At 69.8% G+C, this 21104-nt stretch carries 20 protein-coding genes; 13 read left to right on the top strand and 7 right to left on the bottom strand.

Annotated elements, in window-relative coordinates:
- Window positions 1-2: 2 nt before the first annotated feature.
- Complete coding sequence (gene dmpG / locus GPZ80_RS13975) at window positions 3-1037, top strand: 4-hydroxy-2-oxovalerate aldolase (RefSeq protein ID WP_376771676.1); 1035 nt, start codon at window positions 3-5, stop codon at window positions 1035-1037.
- A gap of 73 nt (window positions 1038-1110) precedes the next feature.
- On the opposite strand, the gene GPZ80_RS13970 is transcribed toward dmpG, so the two are convergent.
- Both GPZ80_RS13970 and GPZ80_RS13965 read right to left on the bottom strand, forming a co-directional pair.
- Window positions 1111-2409: a hypothetical protein gene (locus tag GPZ80_RS13970; RefSeq protein WP_187220778.1), complete on the bottom strand. Its 1299-nt coding sequence runs from the start codon at window positions 2407-2409 to the stop codon at window positions 1111-1113.
- 28 nt (window positions 2410-2437) lie between these two features.
- On the bottom strand, window positions 2438-3562 hold the full coding sequence (locus GPZ80_RS13965; protein WP_187220777.1) for an OmpA family protein: 1125 nt from the start codon (window positions 3560-3562) through the stop codon (window positions 2438-2440).
- 240 nt (window positions 3563-3802) lie between these two features.
- Between GPZ80_RS13965 and GPZ80_RS13960 the strand changes: the two genes are divergently transcribed.
- From GPZ80_RS13960 to hsaB, 6 genes are all read left to right on the top strand, one after another.
- Window positions 3803-4684 (top strand): helix-turn-helix domain-containing protein, encoded by an 882-nt coding sequence (locus tag GPZ80_RS13960; RefSeq protein WP_187220776.1) that lies wholly within the window; start codon window positions 3803-3805, stop codon window positions 4682-4684.
- The gene (locus tag GPZ80_RS13955) at window positions 4681-4884 is read left to right on the top strand and encodes a DUF397 domain-containing protein (RefSeq protein WP_187220775.1); all 204 of its coding nucleotides are present in this window, start codon (window positions 4681-4683) and stop codon (window positions 4882-4884) included. Before GPZ80_RS13960 ends, GPZ80_RS13955 begins: the two co-directional genes overlap by 4 nt.
- A 415-nt stretch (window positions 4885-5299) precedes the next feature.
- Window positions 5300-6463 (top strand): 3-hydroxy-9,10-secoandrosta-1,3,5(10)-triene-9,17-dione monooxygenase oxygenase subunit, encoded by a 1164-nt coding sequence (gene hsaA / locus GPZ80_RS13945; RefSeq protein WP_187220773.1) that lies wholly within the window; start codon window positions 5300-5302, stop codon window positions 6461-6463.
- Window positions 6463-7323: a 4,5:9,10-diseco-3-hydroxy-5,9,17-trioxoandrosta-1(10),2-diene-4-oate hydrolase gene (gene hsaD, locus GPZ80_RS13940; protein ID WP_187220772.1), complete on the top strand. Its 861-nt coding sequence runs from the start codon at window positions 6463-6465 to the stop codon at window positions 7321-7323. The genes hsaA and hsaD overlap by 1 nt, the downstream gene beginning before the upstream one ends.
- Window positions 7323-8222 carry an iron-dependent extradiol dioxygenase HsaC gene (gene hsaC / locus GPZ80_RS13935; RefSeq protein WP_187220771.1) on the top strand — a complete coding sequence of 300 codons (900 nt, stop codon included), beginning with the start codon at window positions 7323-7325 and terminating at the stop codon, window positions 8220-8222. Before hsaD ends, hsaC begins: the two co-directional genes overlap by 1 nt.
- Window positions 8219-8770, top strand: coding sequence for a 3-hydroxy-9,10-secoandrosta-1,3,5(10)-triene-9,17-dione monooxygenase reductase subunit (gene hsaB / locus GPZ80_RS13930; RefSeq protein WP_222719279.1), 552 nt, complete (start codon window positions 8219-8221; stop codon window positions 8768-8770). Before hsaC ends, hsaB begins: the two co-directional genes overlap by 4 nt.
- Here hsaB and GPZ80_RS13925 read toward each other — a convergent pair.
- Window positions 8739-9800, bottom strand: a complete 1062-nt coding sequence (locus tag GPZ80_RS13925; protein ID WP_187220770.1) for an acyl-CoA dehydrogenase family protein — start codon at window positions 9798-9800, stop codon at window positions 8739-8741. The two genes, hsaB and GPZ80_RS13925, sit on opposite strands and share 32 nt — an antisense overlap.
- 78 nt (window positions 9801-9878) lie before the next feature.
- Here GPZ80_RS13925 and GPZ80_RS13920 point away from each other — a divergent pair, with 78 nt between their 5' ends.
- Window positions 9879-11426 (top strand): serine/threonine-protein kinase, encoded by a 1548-nt coding sequence (locus tag GPZ80_RS13920; RefSeq protein ID WP_187220769.1) that lies wholly within the window; start codon window positions 9879-9881, stop codon window positions 11424-11426.
- Here GPZ80_RS13920 and GPZ80_RS13915 read toward each other — a convergent pair.
- Genes GPZ80_RS13915 through GPZ80_RS13900 form a run of 4 tightly spaced genes read right to left on the bottom strand, consistent with a single transcriptional unit; the run spans window position 11404 to window position 15911 of the window.
- Entirely contained in the window at window positions 11404-12447 is a 1044-nt protein-coding gene (locus GPZ80_RS13915) for an acyl-CoA dehydrogenase family protein (protein ID WP_187220768.1), read from the bottom strand. The two genes, GPZ80_RS13920 and GPZ80_RS13915, sit on opposite strands and share 23 nt — an antisense overlap.
- A complete protein-coding gene (locus GPZ80_RS13910) occupies window positions 12444-13571 on the bottom strand; it encodes an acyl-CoA dehydrogenase family protein (protein WP_187220767.1) in 1128 nt (375 codons plus the stop codon). Before GPZ80_RS13910 ends, GPZ80_RS13915 begins: the two co-directional genes overlap by 4 nt.
- The gene (locus GPZ80_RS13905; RefSeq protein WP_187220766.1) at window positions 13561-14400 is read right to left on the bottom strand and encodes an enoyl-CoA hydratase; all 840 of its coding nucleotides are present in this window, start codon (window positions 14398-14400) and stop codon (window positions 13561-13563) included. Before GPZ80_RS13905 ends, GPZ80_RS13910 begins: the two co-directional genes overlap by 11 nt.
- Window positions 14397-15911 (bottom strand): FadD3 family acyl-CoA ligase, encoded by a 1515-nt coding sequence (locus GPZ80_RS13900; RefSeq protein WP_187220765.1) that lies wholly within the window; start codon window positions 15909-15911, stop codon window positions 14397-14399. The genes GPZ80_RS13905 and GPZ80_RS13900 overlap by 4 nt, the downstream gene beginning before the upstream one ends.
- Before the next feature lie 60 nt (window positions 15912-15971).
- Between GPZ80_RS13900 and GPZ80_RS13895 the strand changes: the two genes are divergently transcribed.
- The 5 genes from GPZ80_RS13895 to GPZ80_RS13875 all read left to right on the top strand — a co-directional run bounded on the left by GPZ80_RS13895 (window position 15972) and on the right by GPZ80_RS13875 (window position 21096).
- On the top strand, window positions 15972-17096 hold the full coding sequence (locus GPZ80_RS13895) for an acyl-CoA dehydrogenase family protein (protein WP_187220764.1): 1125 nt from the start codon (window positions 15972-15974) through the stop codon (window positions 17094-17096).
- Window positions 17093-17872, top strand: coding sequence for an SDR family oxidoreductase (locus GPZ80_RS13890; RefSeq protein ID WP_187220763.1), 780 nt, complete (start codon window positions 17093-17095; stop codon window positions 17870-17872). The genes GPZ80_RS13895 and GPZ80_RS13890 overlap by 4 nt, the downstream gene beginning before the upstream one ends.
- Before the next feature lie 19 nt (window positions 17873-17891).
- The gene (locus tag GPZ80_RS13885; protein ID WP_187220762.1) at window positions 17892-18500 is read left to right on the top strand and encodes a TetR/AcrR family transcriptional regulator; all 609 of its coding nucleotides are present in this window, start codon (window positions 17892-17894) and stop codon (window positions 18498-18500) included.
- Between the two features lie 2 nt (window positions 18501-18502).
- Window positions 18503-19657, top strand: coding sequence for an acetyl-CoA C-acetyltransferase (locus GPZ80_RS13880; protein ID WP_187220761.1), 1155 nt, complete (start codon window positions 18503-18505; stop codon window positions 19655-19657).
- Between the two features lie 65 nt (window positions 19658-19722).
- Window positions 19723-21096: a WS/DGAT/MGAT family O-acyltransferase gene (locus tag GPZ80_RS13875; protein WP_187220760.1), complete on the top strand. Its 1374-nt coding sequence runs from the start codon at window positions 19723-19725 to the stop codon at window positions 21094-21096.
- Window positions 21097-21104: the final 8 nt, after the last annotated feature.

The following is a 21104-nucleotide window of genomic DNA, read 5'->3' as shown; positions in this document are numbered from 1 at the left end:
CCGTGCTGCCCATCACCTTTTCCGACACCCTCGACATCCGCGTCACCGACACCTCCCTCCGCGACGGCTCGCACCACAAGCGCCACAAGTTCACCCTCGACGAAGCCCGCGCCATGGTCGCGGCCATCGACGGCGCCGGCGTCGCGGTGATCGAGGTCGCCCACGGTGACGGCCTGGGCGGTTCCTCGTTCAACTACGGCTTCTCGACCACCCCCGAACAAGACCTCATCAAGGTCGCGGTGGAAACGGCCAAGCAGGCCAAGATCGCCTTCCTGATGCTCCCCGGCGTCGGCGTGAAGGACGACATCCTGACAGCCCAGGACAACGGCGCCTCCATCTGTCGCATCGCCACCCACTGCACGGAAGCGGACATCTCGGTCCAACACTTCGGCTTGGCGCGCGACCGGGGCCTGGAGACGGTGGGCTTCCTGATGATGGCCCACTCCCAGCCACCGGAAGCATTGGCGAAGCAGGCGAGAATCATGGCCGACGCGGGCTGCCAGTGCGTTTACGTCGTTGATTCGGCGGGTGCCTTGGTGCTTGAACAGGTGGGTGACCGGGTGGCTGCGTTGGTGGCCGAACTCGGTTCTGACGCGCAGGTCGGATTCCATGGGCACGAGAACCTTGGGCTCGGCGTCGCCAACTCGATCGCCGCCGCGCGTGCGGGCGCGGTCCAGATCGACGGCAGCACTCGCCGATTTGGCGCTGGGGCTGGGAACACGCCGGTGGAGGCGTTCGTCGGCGTGTGCGACAAGCTCGGGATTCGCACGGACATCGACTTCTTCGCGATCGTGGATGCGGCCGAGGACGTCGTGCGGCCCGCGATGCCACAGGAGTGTTTACTCGACCGGATGGCGCTGATGATGGGGTATGCGGGGGTGTACTCCAGCTTCCTGCGCCACGCCTACCGCCAGGCAGAGCGCTACGGCGTCTCCGGCGCGCAGATCCTGGTGCGCGCCGGAGAACGCAAGTTGGTTGGTGGACAAGAGGATCAACTCATCGACATCGCGCTGGAACTGCGAAGGGAAGCTGGATAGCCCGTAAAGCAACGGGCGGACCTTACCCACCCCAAACAGGCACCCACACGGCGGTTCGGCCGGCTGCGACGGCTCAGGACATGTACAGCTCAGGATCGAACCGCTCAACAGGCGGCGACAACCGCGAAGTCAGAGCCGCCCGAGCAGTCCGAGCCTCCTCAATCGCACTGTCCGACTGATCCAGCGCGGTAGTCAGATACCCCAAGTCCACCGGAACCCGAATGGGAAGGGCGGCCCGAGGTGGCGTGCTGTCCGGCCGAGGACTCGGAATGTCCACCGCCCCCAACTCCCGGGCCAACAGGATCGCCCGGTGCCGACGCGCATAACACTGCCCGACCCGCAGTTCCACCCGCCCATACTGCCGCCGGGCCCGAGCATCCAATCGCCGCGCCTTGGCGATATCCCGATCCCCCAGTCGAAGCGCCCGGAACCGAGACCCATCAGCCGCCTGGACAACGCGAGTCAGCGCGCCGGCCCGCCGGGTCAGCGGTGAACCGTCAAAAGCCTCCTGCTGCACCAGAATCCACGGCGCCGCGATCGCACACCCGGCCAGAACGAGCCCCACCACCGTGGCCACCCCGACCTGCCCGACAAGCGAGCCCTCATACCGCACCCGCAACAGAATCGACAGCGCAGCGAACACACTGACCAGCCCCAACACCGCCGCGGACACGGCGACCACGAACCCACGAGGCGGAAACTCCTCCGTCGGGTCATGCGGTTCAAGCCCGTCAGGCACCCGATGCGCGCTCGCCACCCGCCAGCACCAGATCCGCTTCCCCAACTCCACCGCCAGCTTCGCCTGCACCCCAGCTCCGAACACCGAGAACGCCGCCGCGGTGACCAGTGGAGCGGTGGCGGGCGCTGCCCAATCGATGTTGAGCAGCAGGCTGAACACCGCGAACAACGCCACCGCGTCCACAGCCAAGAGCACGTAGGCGAACACCGTCACCACCGAACTACGCGAATGCTGGTGCACGGTCACCCCTGCGTCCTGGTCCCGCTGGATCGCCCGCAGTGTCGACACCAGGTCGCGCCGCGCGGTCCGGCCGGTCGCCGACCAGCCCTTCTCCGCGTTGGCGTGCTTGGCCGATCGCCTGCCACCAAGGACCCGCGGCCGGTCGTCGGCGACCAAGGCGTCCTCCAGGTGCCGGGTCGCGCGGATGGCGGCCGTCATCGAACGCTCGCACAACCGGCCGATTCGCCTGCCGCGCCTGCCGACCACCCGGCTCGCGGCGGCCTGTCCCGCTGCCTCGTGTTCGATCTCGGCGTGGTCCTGCGGCCCCCGACGGGCCAGGAACGCGACCGTACCCGAGTGCACCGGGTGCCGCAGCCACCTCGATAGTGGCAAATGGCGGATTCGTCGTGTCATGGTGTGCTCCCCTCTGCCCCAGACTCCTTTACCCCAGACTGACCGTGACAGTCCGGTTCTGTTGCGCCGCCGCGGGAATCAGCGCTCCCGCCGCGTCCCGGTCGGCGACCAGCGGACGGTCGTAGCCGACCCCGTCGACCGTGATGGCCGTCGCGGGCACGCCGTGGCGGGTCAGCCCGTCGCGCACCGCGGCGGCCCGCTGCCTGCTCAGTTCCCGAGCCGACTCCGCCGGTCCGACCGACGCGGTGTGGCCCACCAGGCTTACCCGCGCCCCTGGCGGCGTCGCCGCGGCGAGCCGGGCGAGCAGCGGCTCCGCGGTGGGCAGCAGCACCGCCGAGTCCGGGCCGAACAGGATGTCGCTGGGCAGGTTGACCGCCTTCGGCTCGGCCGGGATCGGCGGCGGCTGCGGCACCGGGACCGTCGGCACCGGGGTCGTCGACAGCGGCGGCCCGCCCACGGCCGGGTCGCTGTCGCTGACGCACTCCCCGCCGCCCGCGCGGCAGAGTTTCAACCACATGTCGACAAGCCGGGTCCGCAGCGGCGGGGACAGCGGGTCCTGCGGGCGGGCGACCTCCCCGAGGCCGGCGAACACCACGCGCTTGCCGCGCAGATCCGGGACCAGGCCCAAGGCGCGGGCCTGCTCGGTCACCGAGTCGGCGCCGACGTGGTCCCAGTCGAGGCGGTCCACCGCGAGCGGCCCGGTGGTCTGCAGGCCCGATGAGATCACCACGGCGGTGACCCGGCCGGGCGTGCGGGCGATGTGGTCGAGCAGGGTCAACAGGTCCAGGTGCGCGGAGTTGCTGGCACCGTTGGAAAGCACACCCGCGACCCGCTCCACTTCGCGGTCCGCGAGGTCGGCCCGTCGGCCCGGATCGTGCTCGATCTGGGCGCCGCGCCGCAACCGCAGGTCACGTTCGTCCACGACCACCGGCCGTTCGGTCCTGCTGAGCACGATCCGCAGTGCGGCGCGGTCGCTGTGGATGGCGGCGGAAAGCTCCCGCCGGGCCAGGGTGGTGAGCGTGGGCCGCGGTTCGTTGGCCACGGCGGTCATCGCGATCAGCAGCGTCGTGCCCGGTCGGTCCGCCTCGGTGCCCGCGCATCCGGCCATGAGCGCGCAGGCGATCGCCAGGGTGGTGATCCTCTTGATGGTCATCGCACGTCCTCCCTCCACCGGCCGGGACCCGATTCCCGGCTGGACGTGACGCGTGTCCACTCTCAGGTTGCGTTATGAGAGGGAACGAAGCAATGCCTCCATGCAATTGCATGACACAGCTCGGGCAATTCCACCCGATCGGTGCAGCCTGACGTGGGGATCTCCGGGGACGGTGGTGTACGGTCACGCGGCAATGGCGTGCCGCAATTGCACGGTGACCGTTGATGTCAAGGAGGGGCGATGCCGTCCCAGGGTCCACTGATTCCCAGGCGGCGGCTCGGGCAGAGCCTGCGCGAGCTCCGGGAGGCCGCCGGGATGCACCTTGAGGACGCGGCGGAGCGGCTCGAGTGCAGCGTCTCGAAGGTCAGCCGACTCGAGACCGGCCGCGGTATCCCCAAGCAGCGTGACGTCCGCGACCTGCTCGCCCTCTATCAGGTGGACGACCAGAAGGTGATCGACCGGCTGGTGCGGCTGGCGGGCGACGGCCGCCGCCAGGCCTGGTGGCAGGACCTCTCCGACATCGTCAGCACCAACCTGGACACGTTCATCGCGCTCGAATCCGAGGCGTCGAACCTGCGCTACTACGTCCAGTCGGTGGTCCCCGGCATGTTCCAGACCGCGGACTACGCGCGCGGGGTGTTCCGGGCGCTCTATCCCCGTGACAGTGAAGTGGCGCTGCGGAAGCGGGTCGACCTGCGCATGGGCAGGCAGGCTTTGCTGGCCGAGCGTGAGGACAAGCCGCGGATCAGCGCGGTTCTCGACGAAGCCACGCTCCACCGGTTCGTCGGCGGCCCGGAGGTCATGGACGGGCAGCTGCGCGAGCTGCTCGAAATCAGTGAGCGCTCGGATGTCACCCTGCGGATCTACCCCTTCTCCGCGGGGCCGGACCTCGGCATCCAGTGCACTTTCGTGGTGTTCACCTTCGAGAGCGAATACGACCGGAACTCGGTCCACATCGAACTTGGCGCGGGAGACCGGTGGCTCGAACAGGAAGCCGATGTGCTGCGCTATGCGCGCCTCTTCGACGACCTGAGCCGCAAGTGTCTCAGCGTTGAAGACAGCAGGGACAAAATCCGGTCCCTGATCGGCACCTACACCAGCAAGGATCAACCAGCTCAATGATCACCTATCGAAAGAGCAGCTTCTGCTCTACGGGCAACTGTGTCGAGATCGCCGTGCTCGCGGACGGTGACGTCGCCCTGCGCGACTCCAAGGACTCGTCGCTGCCGCCGCACGTGTTCACACCGCAGGAGTGGATCGCCTTCACCGAAGGCGTGAAACACGGCGAATTCGACTATCCCGCAGTGGCGAACAGCCGCTAGGCGATGCCCCAATTGGTCGATAGTCCACGCTAGTTATCGACCGCTAACCTGGATATTCGAGGGTCGTGTCACCCTCAGTCACAGGTTTGTCTGGCGCGACCCCGTTCGGCATGTTCCCGAGCGAGGAGTCCTGTCATGGCTTTCGTCTACCGCAGAAGCAGTTTCTGTTCATCCGGATCGTGCGTCGAGGTCGCGGTCGCCCGGACCGGATCGTCGTTGCGCGATCGCGGATGTCGGGCGCTGGCGTTGCGTGCTGATACCTGGTCGCGGCTGCTGTCCTGGGTTCGGGGCGGTCACTGGGACCGGACCCGGGGCGGTGGATCGCCGGTCTGACCGGCGACCTGTCGACACAAACAAGAACGTGTTCTAGTCTGACTGGTGTCAGCAGAACACGTTTCAGTTTGGGGTGCGGTCGATGAGTGACGACGTCCTAGCCGCGGTGGGCGACCTGCTTCCCGGCCTGCGTGAGCGGGCGCAGGAGACCGAAGACGCCAGGCGGGTCCCCGTGGAGTCCATCAAGGCGCTGCGCGAGGCCGGCTTCTTCAAGCTGCTGCAGCCCGCCCGCTTCGACGGTCACGAAGCCTCGCCGAACACGTTCTACCGGGCAGTGCGGATGATCTCGGGCGCCTGCGGCTCGACCGGCTGGGTGTCCTCCGTGCTCGGCGTGCACCCCTGGCAGTTGGCGCTGTTCGAGGACCGGGCGCAGCAGGAGGTGTGGGGCGAGGACACCGACACCCTGGTCTCCTCGTCGTACGCGCCGATGGGCCGGGCCAAGCCCGTCGACGGCGGATTCCGGTTCACCGGGCGGTGGAGCTTCTCCTCCGGCTGCGACCACGCTGGCTGGGTGTTCCTCGGCGGGCTGGTGCTCGGCGAGGACGGCACACCGGTCGACTTCCGCACGTTCCTGCTGCCGCGCGCGGACTACGCCATCGACGACGTGTGGGACACCATCGGCCTGCGCGGCACCGGAAGCAACGACATCATCGTCGAGGACGTGTTCGTCCCCGAGCACCGCACCCTGAGCTTCATGGCGACCGGCAAGTGCGTGTGCCCCGGCCACGCGGTCAACACCTCGCCGATCTACAAGCTGCCGTTCGCCTCGGTCTTCTCCTGCTCCATCTCGGTCCCGGTCATCGGCATGGCCATGGGCGCCTACGACGCGTACCTCGGCTACACCCGGGAACGGGTCCGCGCCTCCACGGGCGGCAAGGCCGCCGACGACTCCTTCACCCAACTGCGCATCGCCGACGCCGCGAGCCGCATCGACGGCGCCATCACCGCGATCGAGCGTGACATCGACGAGGAACTCGCGTTCGCCGAGGCGGGGGAGAAAATCCCGATGACCCTGCGGATGCGGGTGCGTCGCGACCAGGTCAACGCCACTGGCGCCGCGATCGGCGCGGTGGACCGGCTTTTCGAGAGCGCGGGTGGCCGGGCGCTGAAGGCGGGCACCCCGATCCAGCGCTTCTGGCGCGACGCGCACGCGGGCCGGGTGCACGCCATCAACGACCCGGAGAAGGCGCTGGCGATGTACGGGCAGTCCGAACTGGGCCTGCCGGTGCGGGACGCGTGGGTCTGATGACCTCCACTGTGGACATCGTGTCCGGCTTCGTAGACGCGGGCGGATATCAGGTGCACTACCAGGAATCGGGCTCCGGCACCCCGGTGGTGCTGCTGCACGGCGGCGGCCCCGGAGCCTGCGGGTGGAGCAACTTCGGGCCGAACTTCCCGGTGTTCGCCGAGCGGTTCCGCACGATCCTCATCGACCAGCCCGGCTACGGGAAGTCCGACCGGCCCGAGGTGAAAGGCCAGTACTTCACCTTCAGCGCCGACGCGCTGCTGGCGACCCTGGACGCGCTCGGTGTCGAGAAGGCCGACATGGTGGGCAACTCCCTCGGCGGCGGGACCGCCGTCCGGTTCGCCCTGCGGCACCCGGATCGTGCGGGCAGGCTCGTGCTGATGGCGCCCGGCGGGCTGAGCCTCAACGTCTTCTCGCCGGACCCGACCGAGGGTGTGCAGAAGCTCGCCCGGTTCGGCGCGCCGCCCGGGCCGTCCAAGGAGAAGCTCGCCGAGTTCCTGCGGACCCTGGTGTTCGACCGCTCGCTCGTCACCGATGAACTGGTGGACGAACGGTTCGAAGCCGCCGCGGACGCGGAGTCCCTGCGTGCCATGGCATCCATGGGCGCGTCCTTCATGCGGCCGGACACCTTCGAGGAGGGCATGCTCTGGCGCGAGGCGCACCGGCTGCGGCAGCGGGTGCTCCTGGTGTGGGGGCGCGAGGACCGGGTCAACCCGCTCGACGGCGCGCTGGTCGCGCTGAAGCTCATCTCGCGCGCGCAGTTGCACGTGTTCGGCCGGTGTGGACACTGGGCGCAGCTGGAGAAGTTCGCCGAGTTCAACCGGCTGGTGCTGGACTTTCTCACCGATGGGGGCAAATGATGGGTATCCACTCGCTGGCGTACCTGCGCATCGAGGCCACCGACATGCCCGCGTGGCGTGAGTACGGGCTCAAAGTGCTCGGGATGGTTGAAGGCAAGGGAAGTGACCCGGAGGCGCTCTACCTGCGGATGGACGACTTCCCGGCCCGGCTGGTGATCGTCCCCGGTTCGGCCGACCGGCTCGCCGTGTCCGGCTGGGAGGCGGCGAACGCGGCCGAACTGGACGAGGTGCGGGCGAACCTGTCCGCCGCCGAGGTGGCGTTCAAGGAAGGCACCGCGGAGGAACTCGCCGACCGCCGGGTCGCGGAGCTGATCCGGTTCGACGACCCATCGGGCAACACCCTGGAGGTGTTCCACGGCGCGGCTTTGGAGCACCGCCGCGTGGTCAGCCCGTATGGGCACCGGTTCGTCACCGGCGAACAAGGGCTCGGGCACGTGGTCCTGTCCACAAAGGATGACGAAGCGGCACTGCGGTTCTACCGCGATGTGCTCGGGTTCCGGCTGCGCGACTCGATGCGGCTGCCCCCGCAGCTCGTCGGGCGTCCCGCGGACGGACCGCCCGCGTGGCTGCGGTTCTTCGGCTGCAACCCGCGCCACCACAGCCTCGCCTTCCTCCCGATGCCGACGCCCAGCGGGATCGTGCACCTGATGGTCGAGGTGGAGGACTCCGACGACGTCGGGCTGTGCCTGGACCGCGCGCTGCGCCGCAAGGTGCCGATGTCGGCGACACTCGGCAGGCACGTCAACGACCTGATGCTGTCGTTCTACATGAAGACACCCGGCGGATTCGACGTCGAGTTCGGCTGTGAGGGCAGGCAGGTCGACGACGAGGACTGGATCGCCCGCGAAAGCACCGCGGTGTCCTTGTGGGGACACGACTTCGGTGTGGGCATGCGATGACGGTGGCGACCACTGTGGACTCCCGGGCATTCCGCGCGGCTCTCGGGCACTTCTGCACCGGGGTCACGGTGGTGGCCGCGATGGACGGCGAGGAGCCGGTCGGCTTCGCCTGCCAGTCGTTCGCCGCGCTGTCCCTGGACCCACCGCTGGTGTTGTTCTGCCCGGGGAAGCAGTCCCGTGCCTGGCCCGCCATCGAACGGGCGGGCCATTTCTGCGTCAACGTCCTCACCCACGACCAGCGCGACGTGAGCACCGTGTTCGGCACCAAGGGCGCCGACAAGTTCGCGGGCGTGCCCTGGCGGCCTGCGCCATCGGGCGCGCCCGCGCTTGACGGTGTGCTGGTGTGGATCGACTGCGCGATCGAAGCCGTGCACGACGCGGGCGACCACCACGTGGTGGTCGGCCGCGTCACCACCCTGAGCGAGCCGAGCGAGGAGCGGCCGTTGTTGTTCTACCGCGGCCGTTACGCGGCAACGGAAACCTCAGAGGCAACGCCGGGCATCCTCGACAACCTGATCACCTGGTCCCGCCACGACGACTGGATGTAAGTAGGGCCAGATGATTGCTGACTGAACCGAACAGCAGGGCGCTGCCGTGAGCGCGTTTGAAGTACAGGTGGGCGTCGTGTTCCCAGGTGATGGCGATGCCGCCGTGGAGCTGGACCATCTCCGCCGCCACCGTCTGGAACGCCTCCGCGCAATGGACTTTCGCGGCCGCCGCCAGCACCGGCAGGGCGCTCTCGTCCGCCTCCGCGGCGGCTTCGGCGGTGGCCTGTGCGGTCTCCACGAGCACGTGCAGGTCGGCCATCCGGTGCTTCAGCGCCTGGAACGAGCCGATCGGCCTGCCGAACTGGACCCGCTCCTTGCTGTACGCGACCGTCTCATTGAGACAGTGCGCCGCCGCGCCCGACTGTTCGGCGCTCAGCGCGACGCAGGCGAGGTCGCGGATGCGGGGGAGCGCGGAGGTGAGATCGCCGCCCAGCCGAAGGGCGGGTGAGTCGACGGCGACGGTCGTCAGCCTGCGGGTCGGATCGAGTGTCCGAGTGCTCGTCCGGACCAACCCGGGAGCGCCCTCCCGCACCTCGAACAGGCCGATTTCGGGGCCTGCCAAGGCGAAAACCAGCACCGTGTCGGCAATGTCACCATCCAGCACATAATGCGCCTGCCCGGTTACCCGCTGTCCGTTCGCTACGCAGGGTGGGTGACCCCAGGTGCCCTGTGCGTCGGACCACACGAGTGTCGCGATCCGGCCGCCGGCGATTTCCGGCAGCAGTCGGGCGCACGCGTCGTCGTCGCCGCAGGCCAGCAGTGCCTGGGCGGCGAGGATGGATCCCAGCAGCGGCGCGGGTGTCAGGGTCCGGCCGAGTTCACCCAGGACGACGGCGGTTTCCGCGATGCCCGCGCCGAGCCCGCCGAACCGCTCGGGGATCGCCAGAGCGGCGACGCCGATGTCCGAGCAGAGGCGTTTCCAGAGAGCTGGGTCATACCCGAGTTCAGACTCCATCGCCGTGCGGACGTCCGAGGCGCGCGACAGCAGCAACCGCACGGTGTCACGCAGCGCGATCCGCTCTTGAGTCACGGCTCGATTCAACCAAACAATCGCTTGGTTGACCACCCGGACCAATGCGGTTGGTCCGACCGGGTTCGCTACTGTCACATGTCAACGTCGAATCCGAGGGAGTGCCCGGTCATCGAAGAGGGTCAGCTTGTCGCCAATCGCTACCGGCTGCTGGAGACCATCGGCAGCGGTGCCATGGGAGTCGTGTGGCGTGCCAAGGATGAACGGCTGGGGCGGGTCATCGCGATCAAGCACCTGCACGTCCGGCCGGGCCTGAGCGCCGCCCAGACCGACGAGGCGCGCAGGCGTGCGATGCGCGAGGCGCGGATCGCCGCGCGGCTGCAGCACCGCAACGCGATCGCCATGCTGGACGTCGCCGAGCACGACGGCGACCCGTGCCTGGTCATGGAGTACCTGGAGTCGCAGAGCCTCTCGGCGGTCCTCGCCGAGCGCGGCACGCTGCCGCCGGGGCAGGTCGCCTCCATCGGCCACCAGGTCGCCGCGGCCCTCGCCGCCGCACACGCCGCCGGGATCGTCCACCGCGATGTCAAGCCAGGCAACATCTTGCTCGCCGACGAGGGCACGGTGAAGATCACCGACTTCGGCATCTCCCGCGCGCTCGGCGACGGCACGATCACCGAGACCGGCATGCTCGCGGGCACCCCCGCCTACCTGGCTCCGGAGATCGCGCGCGGCAAGGACCCAGGCCACGCCTCCGACGTGTTCTCCTTGGGCGCCACGCTCTACCACGCGACCGAGGGCACGCCGCCGTTCGGCCTGAACCCGAACCCGCTGGCGTTGCTGCACGCGGTGGCGTCCGGCCGGATCGACCGGCCGCAGAACGCCGGGCCGCTCACACACACGCTGATGTCGTTGCTGCGCACCGAACCCGAGGACCGGCCGACCATGGCCGAGGCCGCCACCACGCTGTCGACGCCCACCGCGCAGATGGCCCAGCAGGCGATGTCCTCGGAGCCCCGCACGAGGCCGGTGCGCCCCGTCACCCGGCCGCAGGCCCCGCCGCCCACCCAGTACGACCGGCGTCCGGCCCAGTCGACCGAGCACGAGACCCGTCCGGTCCGGCACCAGCCGCCGACGGCGGCCTATGTCCCGGAGCCCAAGCGGCCCGCGGCCGTCCGCAGGCAGTCGGACCCGATGCGTACCAAGCTGATCGCGGCCGTCGTGGGTGTGCTGCTGCTGATCGGCGGCACCATCGCGGTGATCGCGATGAACTCCGCGGGCGGCGATCAGGCCAGCGCGTCCCCGCCCCCGTCCTCGGAGTCGCAGCAGCCGAGCACGGCACCGTCGACCCCGGTGCCGGGTATGGAGAAGGTCACCAGTTACCAGGCGGCGGGCGAGCTCGTCATCGCCTATTACGGCGATGCCTCCCTGGACGCGCGCTGGGACATGCTCGGCCCCAACGGTCAGGCGACCTTCGGCGACCGGGCGGCTTTCGACGCGTACTGGTCGCAGTTTCGCTACGTCAGCTCACGCAACGCGCGCGGCGTCACGGCGAACCAGGACGGCTCGGTGAACGTGCCGGTCGACGTGACCACGAAAACCGAGGCGGGCGAGAAAATGGAAAAGCGGACGGTCAAGGTCATCTTGTACGGCGGCAAGTACCTCATCGACTCCGACTCGCGGTAAGCGAGTCAAGCACGCGCTCGCGGTGGGTGGATGGCGTGCCCCACGCCGACCGCAGCGCGCGGGCCTTGGTGAGCCAGAGGCCGAGGTCGTACTCCTGGGTGTAGCCGACCGCCCCATGCACTTGAAGCGCGGCCCGGGCGGCCCGGTCGGCGGCTCCCCCGGCGGCCACCTTGGCCGCCGAGATGTCCCGTCGGCTCATCGTCACCGCGGCGCCGTATACCAAGGGCCGCGCCAGTTCGACTCCGACGAGCGCGTCGGCGAGCAGGTGCTTGACGGCTTGGAACCGGCCGATGGGACCGCCGAACTGGGTGCGGGTCTTGGCGTACTCGACGGCCCGCTCCACCATGGCCTGCCCCAACCCCACCAGCTGCGCGGACACAGCCAGCACCCCCACCTCGAACCCGGGATGCTCCACCACAGGCGCGTCGACCCGAAACAACCGCCGCACACCATCCACAGAGGACATGGGTGCCCCGACATCGCGCAGCCGACCTCCGAGCAGCCCCCGCCCTTCCCCGGGGGGACGGCCCTTGGCCAGTCTATCGGGGGTGGGGGGTGTGGGGGAGGGGGGCGCGCTGGGCTGTGGACAAGGCCGGGTGGGTGTGGACAAAGGTGGGGTGAGGATGAGGTCGGCGATGTCGGCGTCCAAGGCGTGGGGGACGTGCGGTGGGAGGGCCACGGTGGCGATCACCTTGCCGCGGGCCAAGTCGGGGAGCAGTGACTCGTCGGCCAGGGTTGGTGCGACCGCGACGGATTCCACCAAGGGGCCGGGGACGGCATGCCTGCCGAGTTGCTCGAAGGCGACCACCAGGTCGACCGAGGTCGCGTCGAGGCCGCCGAAGCGTTCGGGAACGGCCAGAGCCATGACGCCCAAGTCGGCGAGTTCCCGCCAAATCGCGAGGCCGGGAGCGGGGTCGCCTGCCGCCCACGCCCTGGCCGCGGACGGGACTGAGGCGGCGGACAGGAGGTCGTCGAGAGATGCGGCGAACTGGCGTTGTTCGGCGGTCAGGGCGAACCTCATCGCGGCTCCCTCGGCAGTCCCAGCAGGCGTTCGGCCACGACGTTGCGCTGGATCTCGTTGGTGCCCGCGTAGATCGGGCCCGCCAGCGAGAACAGGTAGCCGTCCTGCCACGGCCCGTCCAGCTCGCCGTCCGGGCCGAGCAGGTCGAGTGCCGTCTCGTGCATGGCCACGTCCAGTTCCGACCAGAACAGCTTGGTGACACTCGATTCCGCCCCCAGTTCGCCGCCCTCGGCCAGCCGGGTGACGGTGCCGAAGGTGTGCAGCCGGTAGGCCTGCGCGCCGATCCACGCGTCGACGACCCGGTCACGCGACGAGAGGTCACCGTGCGAAGCCCACAGGTCGACGAGCCGGTCGGCGGCGGCGAGGAATCGGCCGGGACTGCGCAGCGACAAGCCGCGTTCGTTGCTGGCCGTGCTCATCGCGACCCGCCAGCCGTCGTCGACCGCACCCAGAACGTCGCGGTCGGGGACGAAGACCTCATCGAGGAAGATCTCGGCGAAGCCGGGCTCGCCGTCGAGTTGGTCGATCGGGCGGACGGTCACGCCCTCGGCCCGCAGGTCGAACAGGAAGTACGTCAAACCCTTGTGCCGGTGGGCGTCCGGGTTCGTGCGGAACAGCCCGAAACCCCGGTCGGCGAACGCGGCCCGCGAGCTCCAGGTCTTCTGACCCGACAGCAGCCAGCCGCCGTCGGTGCGGACCGCCCGGCTGCGCAGGGCCGCGAGATCGCTGCCCGCCTCCGGCTCGGACCACGCCTGTGCCCAGACGTCGAGAGCCCGCGCCATCCGGGGGAGCAGCCGGTCGCGCTGCTCCTGGGTGCCGTGGGCGAACAGGGTGGGGGCCAGCAGGAAGATCCCGTTCTGGCTGACCCGCCCGGGCGCCCCCGCGGCGTAGTACTCCTCCTCGAACAGCACCCACTCCAGCAGCGACGCGTCCCGCCCGGTGTACTCGACGGGCCACGACACCACCGCCAACCGCGCGTCGGCCAGGGTCCGCTCCCACTCCCGGTGCGCGGCGAAGCCCTCGGCGGTGTCCATCGATGGCAACCCGCCGGGCACGTGAACCGCCAGCCACGCGCGCACCTCGTCGCGGAAGGCCGTCACGGCGGGGGACAGGTCAAGATCCATCAGCGGCCCGCTTCATCGAGCGGGCATCGAGGCCGCCGAGGGAATCCTTCGACACCTCCGCGTTGTGCGCGTGGGCGAAGTGGTGCAGGCCGAACACGGAGTCCATGCCCGCCCGCATTCCCATCTGGTCCTCGGCCTGGTTGACCGCCTTCTTCGTCAGCGCCAGCCCGAACTGCGGCATCTCCGCGATCCGCCCCGCCAGCGCCTCCACCTCGGCCTCAAGCGAATCCCGAGGCACCACCCGGTTCACCATCCCGTTCCGCAGCGCCCAGGCCGCGTCGAACCGGTCGCCGGTGAACAGGAACTCCTTCGCCGCGCGCGGACCCAGCACCCACGGGTGCGCGAAGTACTCGACGCCGGGAATCCCCATACGCACCACCGGGTCGGAGAAGAACGCGTCGTCGGAGCAGACGATCAGGTCGCACACCCAGGCCAGCATCAGCCCACCGGCGATGCACGCGCCCTGCACCATCGCGATCACCGGCTTCGGGATTTCCCGCCACCGCCTGCACATCCCGAGGTAGACCTCGCTCTCCCGGGCGAACCGCTGGTCACCGCCCGCGCGGTCGACGTGGTCCCACCACAGCACGGCCTTGCGGTCGAACGAGACGTCCACGTCCCGACCCGGCGTGCCGATGTCGTGCCCGGCCGAGAAGTGCTTGCCCGCACCGGCCAGCACGATCACCTTGACCTCGGGGTCGTCCACCGCCCGGGCGAACGCCGCGTCGAGCGCGTAGGTCATCGCCGAGTTCTGCGCGTTGCGGAACTCAGGCCGGTTCATCGTGACCACGGCCGTGGCGCCACGCCGCTCGTAGAGGACCTCGCTCATGTGTCCCTCAGCATTCTCTTCAGAATCTTTCCGGTGGCGTTGCGCGGCAAGTCGGTCCGGAACTCGACCGAGCGCGGGATCTTGTAGTTGGCCAGCCGTTCGGCGCAGTGCGCCAGGACGTCCTCAGTGGACAATGCGGCCCCCGGGCTCAGGATGATGTGCGCCCGGCCGACCTCGCCGAGCCGCTCGTGCGGCACCCCGACCACCGCGCACTCCGACACTCCCGGCAGTCGGGCGAGCACCTGCTCGACCTCCACCGGGTACACGTTGAACCCGCCGCACACGTACATGTCCTTGAGCCGGTCGGTGATCGTGAGGTATCCGTCGGCGTCGAGCACGCCGATATCGCCGGTGTGCAGCCATCCTTCGGCGTCGACGGCCTGTGCGGTCGCCTCGGGATCGTCGAGGTAGCCGAGCATGACGTTGGGCCCGCGCACCAGGATCTCCCTGGTGTCCTCGGCGACGCGCACCTCGAACCCGGCGACCGCCCGGCCGGACGTGCGGGAGACGATCTCCGGCGCGTCACCGGGTCGGCACATCGTCACCACGACCGCCTCGGTCAGTCCGTACGCGGTCAACACCGTCTGGAAGCTCAGCTCCGAGCGCATCCGCTGCACCAACACGACCGGCACCGGCGCGGCCCCGGTCACCGCCAGGCGCAGCGTCGACGGGCGCGTGCCCGGACGGTCGAGCATCGTCTGATAGATCGTCGGCGGCCCGGGGAGCACGGTGATCCGCTCGCGCTCCACCAGTTCCAGCGTCCGGTCGAGGTCGAACACTGCCTGCGGCACGATCGTGGCCCCGCTGAGCAGCGCGGCCAGGATGCCCGCCTTGTAGCCGAAGCTGTGGAAGAACGGGTTGACGATCAGGTACCGGTCGGCCGACGTCACCTCGCCGCACTCGACCCACGCCGCGGCCACGCCCAGCGCCTGCCGGTGCGCGGTGATCGCGCCTTTGCTGTGCCCGGTCGTGCCGGAGGTGAACAGGATGTCGGAGATCTGGTCGGGCGTCACCGTGCCTGCCCGCGCCCGCGCCACCTCGACCGGGACCCGCTCGGCGACCGCGTCCAGCGCATCCCACTCGATCACATCGGGTGAAGGCCGGTCGCCCTCGCCGGGAATCCGGATGACGGTCATCCCGTCAAGGGCGGCCCGCACCCGCGAGAGCCGGTTCACCCCAAGGAACGTCCCCACGACGAACAGTGCCCGTGCCCGGCTGCGGGTCAGGATCTCGGTCATCTCCGGCCCGGTGAACCGCGTGTTGATCGGCACCGCCACGCATCCGGCGTACTGCGCGCCCAGCACCGCGGCCACCCAGTGGTGCGTGTTCGGCGCGCAGAGGGCGACTCGGTCGCCGGGTTCGAGGCCCTCGGCGATCAAGGCCCGGGCCACCGTCTCGGCGGCCGTGAGCAGCTCGCGCCAGCTCAGTCGGACCGAGCCGTCCGCGACCGCCTCGCCGTCGCCGAACCGCTCGGCCGCCGCGCGTAACGCCGCCGGGGTGGTGGTCGTCACCCAACCTCCTCCAAAGCAAGTGCTTGGTAGGCTACTGTACCGACGGGAGCAAGAGCGGAGGTGCGCGTGGACGATTTTCGGGCATCGGCGCGGGAGTGGCTGGCCGACAACCTCGCAGGCGAGTACCGCCACCTGCGCGGACTCGGCGGACCGGGCCGCGAGCACGAGGCCTTCGACGAGCGCATCGCCTGGGACCGCCACCTCGCCGCCGCGGGCTGGACCTGCCTGGGCTGGCCGGTCGAACACGGTGGCCGGGCCGCGAGCCTGGCCGACCAGATCGCCTTCCACGAGGAGTACGCCCGCGCCGACGCGCCCGCCCGGGTCAGCCACATCGGCGAGGAACTACTCGGCCCGACCCTGCTCGCGTTCGGCACCGACGAGCAGCGCAAACGTTTTCTTCCGGGCATTCGGCAGGTCCGCGAGCTGTGGTGCCAGGGCTACTCCGAGCCGAACGCCGGCTCCGACCTCGCGGCGGTGCACACCTCAGCCCGCCGCGACGGCGACGACTGGGTGATCACCGGGCAGAAGGTGTGGACCTCACTCGCGCACCTGGCCGACTGGTGTTTCGTGATCGCCCGCACCGAACCGGGTTCGCAGCGCCACCACGGCCTGTCCTACCTGCTCGTCCCCATGGACCAGCCCGGCATCGAGGTCCGCCCGATCGTCCAGCTCACCGGCACGTCGGAGTTCAACGAGGTCTTCTTCGACGGTGCCCGCACCGCCGCCGACCTTGTGGTCGGCGAGCCCGGAGGCGGCTGGAAGGTCGCCATGGGCACGCTGTCCTTCGAGCGTGGCGTGGCCACCCTCGGCCAGCAGGTCGGCTTCCGCCGTGAACTCGACGCCCTCGCCGATCTGGCTCTTCGCAATGGCGCGGCGGAGGACCCGGCCATCTCCGAACGACTCGCACGCGCGCGCGTCGGCCTGGAGGTCATGTGCGCCTACGCCGTGCGCGGCACCGATGCCTCCGTCGCGAAGCTCGTCTGGTCCCGGTGGCACCGCGGCCTTGGCGAACTCGCCATGGATGTGGTCGGCGCGGCGTCGATGCTCACTCCGGACGGTCTCGACGAGTGGCAGCGGCTGTTCCTGTTCAGCCGGGCCGACACGATCTACGGCGGCTCCGACGAGATCCAGCGCAACATCATCGCCGAGCGCGTGCTCGGCCTGCCGCGAGAGGCCCGCGCATGAACGTTCCGTCCTACCCGGCCGGGCACGCCCTGCTCGACAGCAAGGTCGTCGTCGTCACCGCCGCCGCGGGCACCGGCATCGGCTCCGCGGTCGCCCGCCGCGCGCTGGAGGAGGGCGCGAAGGTCGTCGTCAGCGACTGGCACGAGCGCCGGCTGGCCGAGACCGCCGCGAAGCTCGCCGCCGACCACCCCGGCAAGGTGCACTCGCTGGTCTGCGACGTCACCGACGAGACCCACGTGCAGGCCTTGATCGACGGGGCAGCCGGGCACTTCGGCCGCATCGACGTCCTGGTCAACAACGCGGGCCTCGGCGGCACCAAGTCCATTGTGGACATGGCGGACGACGAGTGGTCCCGGGTCCTCGACGTCACCCTCAACGGCACCTTCCGCTGCACCCGGGCCGCGGTCCGGCGGTTCATCGCCCAGGGCGGCGGCGGGTCGATCGTCAACAACGCCTCCGTCATCGGCTGGCGCGCCCAGCAGGGCCAAGCCCACTATGCGGCGGCCAAGGCGGGGGTGATGGCGCTGACCAGGTGCACCGCGGTCGACGTCGCCGAACACGGCATCCGGGTGAACGCAGTCGCGCCCAGCCTGGCCATGCATCCCTTCCTGGCCAAGGTGACCAGCGATGAGCTGCTCACCGAACTGGCGGGCCGGGAGGCGTTCGGCAGGGCCGCCGAGCCGTGGGAAGTCGCCAATGTCATGGTGTTCCTGGCCGGGGACTACGCGTCCTACCTCACCGGCGAGGTCATCTCGGTCAGCAGCCAGCACCCCTGAGCGAAGGAACACCCCTGACATGCGAGAACGGAAGCCGTCCGAGGGCACCGGCAGACGCGCCGAGCTGCTCGCGCTCGCCGCCGACATGTTCGCCGAGCGCGGGTTCCGGGCCACCACGGTCCGCGACATCGCCGACCGGGCGGGCATCCTCTCCGGCAGTCTCTACCACCACTTCGACTCCAAAGAGTCGATGGTGGACGAGATCCTGACCGGCTTCCTCGACGCCCTCTTCGGCCGCTACGACGAGATCCTCGCCCGCGGCCTCGGCCCCCGCGAGACCCTTGAGGCGATCGTCGTCGCCTCCTTCGCCGCGATCGACGAGCGGCACGCCGAGGTCGCGATCTACCAGAACGAAGCCGGGTACCTCGCCGAGTTCGAGCGGTTCGGCTACATCGAGGAACGCAACGTCCAGTTCCGCAAGATGTGGTCGACCATCCTCAGCGACGGCATCGCCCGCGGCGCGTTCCGCCCCGACCTCGACATCGAGGTCGCCTACCGCTTTCTGCGCGACACCGTCTGGGTCGCCGTCCGCTGGTACAGCCCCGGCGGCCCACTCGGCCACGACGACGTCGCCAGGCAGTACCTGGGCATCCTCCTGGACGGGATCGCCACCAAGACGAAGGAGTGATCGTGGCCGAGGCCTACATCGTCGACGCCCTGCGCACGCCCACCGGCAGGCGCGGGGGAGCCCTCAGCGGCGTGCACCCGCTCGACCTCGGCGCACACGTGTTGCGCGCGCTCATGGGTCGGACGGAGGTGGACCCGGCGGCGGTCGACGACGTGGTCTTCGGCTGTGTCGACACCATCGGCCCGCAGGCAGGCGACGTGGCCCGGCTGTCCTGGCTGGCCGCCGGGTTCAGCGACGAGGTGCCGGGGGTGACCGTCGACCGGCAGTGCGGGTCGAGCCAGCAGGCGCTGCACTTCGCCGCGCAGGCCGTGCTCAGCGGCACCGCCGACATGGTCGTCGCAGGTGGGGTGCAGAGCATGAGCCAGATCCCGATCGGCTCGGCGATGACCGTAGGGCACCAGTTCGGCTTCCCGACCCCGATGTCGGGCTCGACCGGCTGGGCCGCCCGATACGGAGCCGAGGAGGTCGACCAGTTCCGCTCGGCCGACCTGATCGCCGAGCGCTGGGAGATCGGGCGCGAGGAGTTGGAAGGGTTCGCGCTCACCAGCCACCAGCGCGCGGTGGCCGCGATCGACGCGGGCCGGTTCGACCGCGAGATCGTCCCGTTGGGCGATGCCCGGGTCGATGAGGGTCCGCGTCGGGACACGTCCCTGGAGAAGATGGCAGGCCTCAAGCCGCTGCGCGAGGGCGGGATCTCCACCGCCGCCATGGCCAGCCAGATCTCCGACGCCGCAAGCGCGGTCCTGGTCGCATCCGAACGCGCGGTCAAAGAGCACGGCCTCACCCCGCGCGCGCGTATCCACCATTTGTCCGCGCGCGGCGACGACCCGGTCTACATGCTCACCGCGCCGATCCGCGCGACCCGGTTCGCCCTGGACCGGGCCGGAATGTCCATTTCGGATATCGACCTGTTCGAGGTGAACGAGGCGTTCGCCAGCGTGCCGCTCGCGTGGATCAGGGAGACCGGCGCGGACCCGGCGAAGGTCAACGTCAACGGCGGCGGGATCGCGTTGGGACACCCGATCGGCGCAACCGGAACCAAGCTCTTCACCACTCTGCTGCACGAACTCGAACGCACCGGCGGCCGGTTCGGCCTGCAGACGATGTGCGAAGGTGGCGGCCAGGCCAACGTCACCATTGTCGAACGTCTCGGTTGATTGCGGTAACCACTTCGCAGTGGCAGCGTTGACCCTTCGGGACCACCCGAACCAGGAGGAACGCGATGGCGATGATGCCCGTGACGGATTCGATGTTCCTGCTCGGCGAGTCGCGGGAGCATCCCCTGCACGTCGGCGGGCTGCAGCTGTTCCAGCGTCCGGAAGGCGCCGGGCCGGACTTCGTGGGCAACCTGCACCGCGAGCTGCTGTCCGAAGTCGACATCCGGTCGCTGTTTCGGCGCAGGCCGCGCGGGATCGGCACCGTCGGGCCACTCGCCTGGGCCAACGACGACGACATCGATCTTGAATACCACGTCCGGTTGTCCGCGCTGCCCGCGCCAGGCCAGGTCCGTCAGCTGCTGGAGCTGGTGTCGCGGCTGCACGGCTCGCTGCTCGACCGGCACCGCCCCCTGTGGGAGGCGCACCTGATCGACGGGCTGTCGGAGAACCGCTTCGCCGTCTACACGAAGGTCCACCACGCGCTGGTAGACGGCGTGTCCGCGCTGCGCCTGCTGCAGAAGTCGCTGTCGGAGGATCCGGACGAGCGCAACATGCGTCCCCCGTGGTCCCCGCGGATGCGCACGGACGCGGCTTCGGCGCCACGCGGCCGCGAAGGGCCGCCGCTCAGTGGGATCGCCAACGCCTTCGGCGCGTTCCGCGACGTGATCAGCCTGGCCCCGGCGGTCGTCCGCTACGCCAATCAGGTGTTTCAGGAGCAGTCCGCGACGCTGCCTTTCGAGGCCCCGAAGTCGATGTTCAACGTCCCGATCACCGGCGCGCGCCGCTTCGCCGCCCAGGGCTGGCCGATGGACCGCATCCGGGCCGTCGGGGTCGCCGCGGGCGCCACCGTCAACGACGTCATGCTGGCCATGTGCGCGGGCGCGCTGCGCGAGTACATGATCGAACTCGGCGCGCTGCCGGACAAGCCGCTGGTCGCCGCCGTCCCGATCTCCCTGCGCTCGGACAGCGACGGGGAAGCGGGCGGCAACGCTGTCGGCCTGATCCTGTGCACCCTGGCCACCGACGTCGAGGACCCGGTCGACCGCCTCGCCGCCATCTCGGAGTCGATGCGCCGCGGCAAGCAGTTCTACAGCGGCATGAGCCAGCTGCAGATCACCGCGCTCAGCGCCATCCCGTTCGCCCCGCTCGCGGTGGCCCTGGTGCCCGGCGCGCAGAAGCTCACCCCACCGGCGTTCAACCTGCTGATCTCGAACGTGCCTGGCCCGAAGCGGCCGCTGTACTGGAATGGCGCGCGGATGGAGGGCGTGTACCCGGTGTCGATCCCGTACGAGGGGCAGGCGCTCAACATCACGGTGACCAGCTACGACGGCAGCCTGGAGTTCGGCCTGACCGGCTGCCGTCGAACGGTCCCGCACCTGCAGCGGCTGCTGACGCACCTGGAGACGGGCTTGGCGGCGATGGAGAAGGAACTCGTCTGACGGGCTGC

Source organism: Actinokineospora xionganensis (assembly GCF_014323725.1).
GTDB lineage: Bacteria > Actinomycetota > Actinomycetes > Mycobacteriales > Pseudonocardiaceae > Actinokineospora > Actinokineospora xionganensis.
The sequence above is the reverse complement of the archived record's forward strand: the minus strand, read 5'-3'. Positions and strand labels throughout refer to the sequence as shown.

Bases quoted from the DNA above. Each gene is read 5' to 3' on its own strand.
- GPZ80_RS13885 (WP_187220762.1), top strand. From the start codon at position 17,892: ATGCGAGAACGGAAGCCGTCCGAGGGCACCGGCAGACGCGCCGAGCTG.
- GPZ80_RS13960 (WP_187220776.1), top strand. From the start codon at position 3,803: ATGCCGTCCCAGGGTCCACTGATTCCCAGGCGGCGGCTCGGGCAGAGC.
- GPZ80_RS13910 (WP_187220767.1), bottom strand. From the start codon at position 13,571: ATGGATCTTGACCTGTCCCCCGCCGTGACGGCCTTCCGCGACGAGGTG.
- GPZ80_RS13965 (WP_187220777.1), bottom strand. From the start codon at position 3,562: ATGACCATCAAGAGGATCACCACCCTGGCGATCGCCTGCGCGCTCATG.
- GPZ80_RS13875 (WP_187220760.1), top strand. From the start codon at position 19,723: ATGGCGATGATGCCCGTGACGGATTCGATGTTCCTGCTCGGCGAGTCG.
- hsaD (WP_187220772.1), top strand. From the start codon at position 6,463: ATGACCTCCACTGTGGACATCGTGTCCGGCTTCGTAGACGCGGGCGGA.
- GPZ80_RS13905 (WP_187220766.1), bottom strand. From the start codon at position 14,400: ATGAGCGAGGTCCTCTACGAGCGGCGTGGCGCCACGGCCGTGGTCACG.
- hsaB (WP_222719279.1), top strand. From the start codon at position 8,219: ATGACGGTGGCGACCACTGTGGACTCCCGGGCATTCCGCGCGGCTCTC.
- hsaC (WP_187220771.1), top strand. From the start codon at position 7,323: ATGGGTATCCACTCGCTGGCGTACCTGCGCATCGAGGCCACCGACATG.
- GPZ80_RS13970 (WP_187220778.1), bottom strand. From the start codon at position 2,409: ATGACACGACGAATCCGCCATTTGCCACTATCGAGGTGGCTGCGGCAC.
- hsaA (WP_187220773.1), top strand. From the start codon at position 5,300: ATGAGTGACGACGTCCTAGCCGCGGTGGGCGACCTGCTTCCCGGCCTG.
- GPZ80_RS13915 (WP_187220768.1), bottom strand. From the start codon at position 12,447: ATGAGGTTCGCCCTGACCGCCGAACAACGCCAGTTCGCCGCATCTCTC.
- GPZ80_RS13920 (WP_187220769.1), top strand. From the start codon at position 9,879: ATGTCAACGTCGAATCCGAGGGAGTGCCCGGTCATCGAAGAGGGTCAG.
- GPZ80_RS13955 (WP_187220775.1), top strand. From the start codon at position 4,681: ATGATCACCTATCGAAAGAGCAGCTTCTGCTCTACGGGCAACTGTGTC.
- GPZ80_RS13890 (WP_187220763.1), top strand. From the start codon at position 17,093: ATGAACGTTCCGTCCTACCCGGCCGGGCACGCCCTGCTCGACAGCAAG.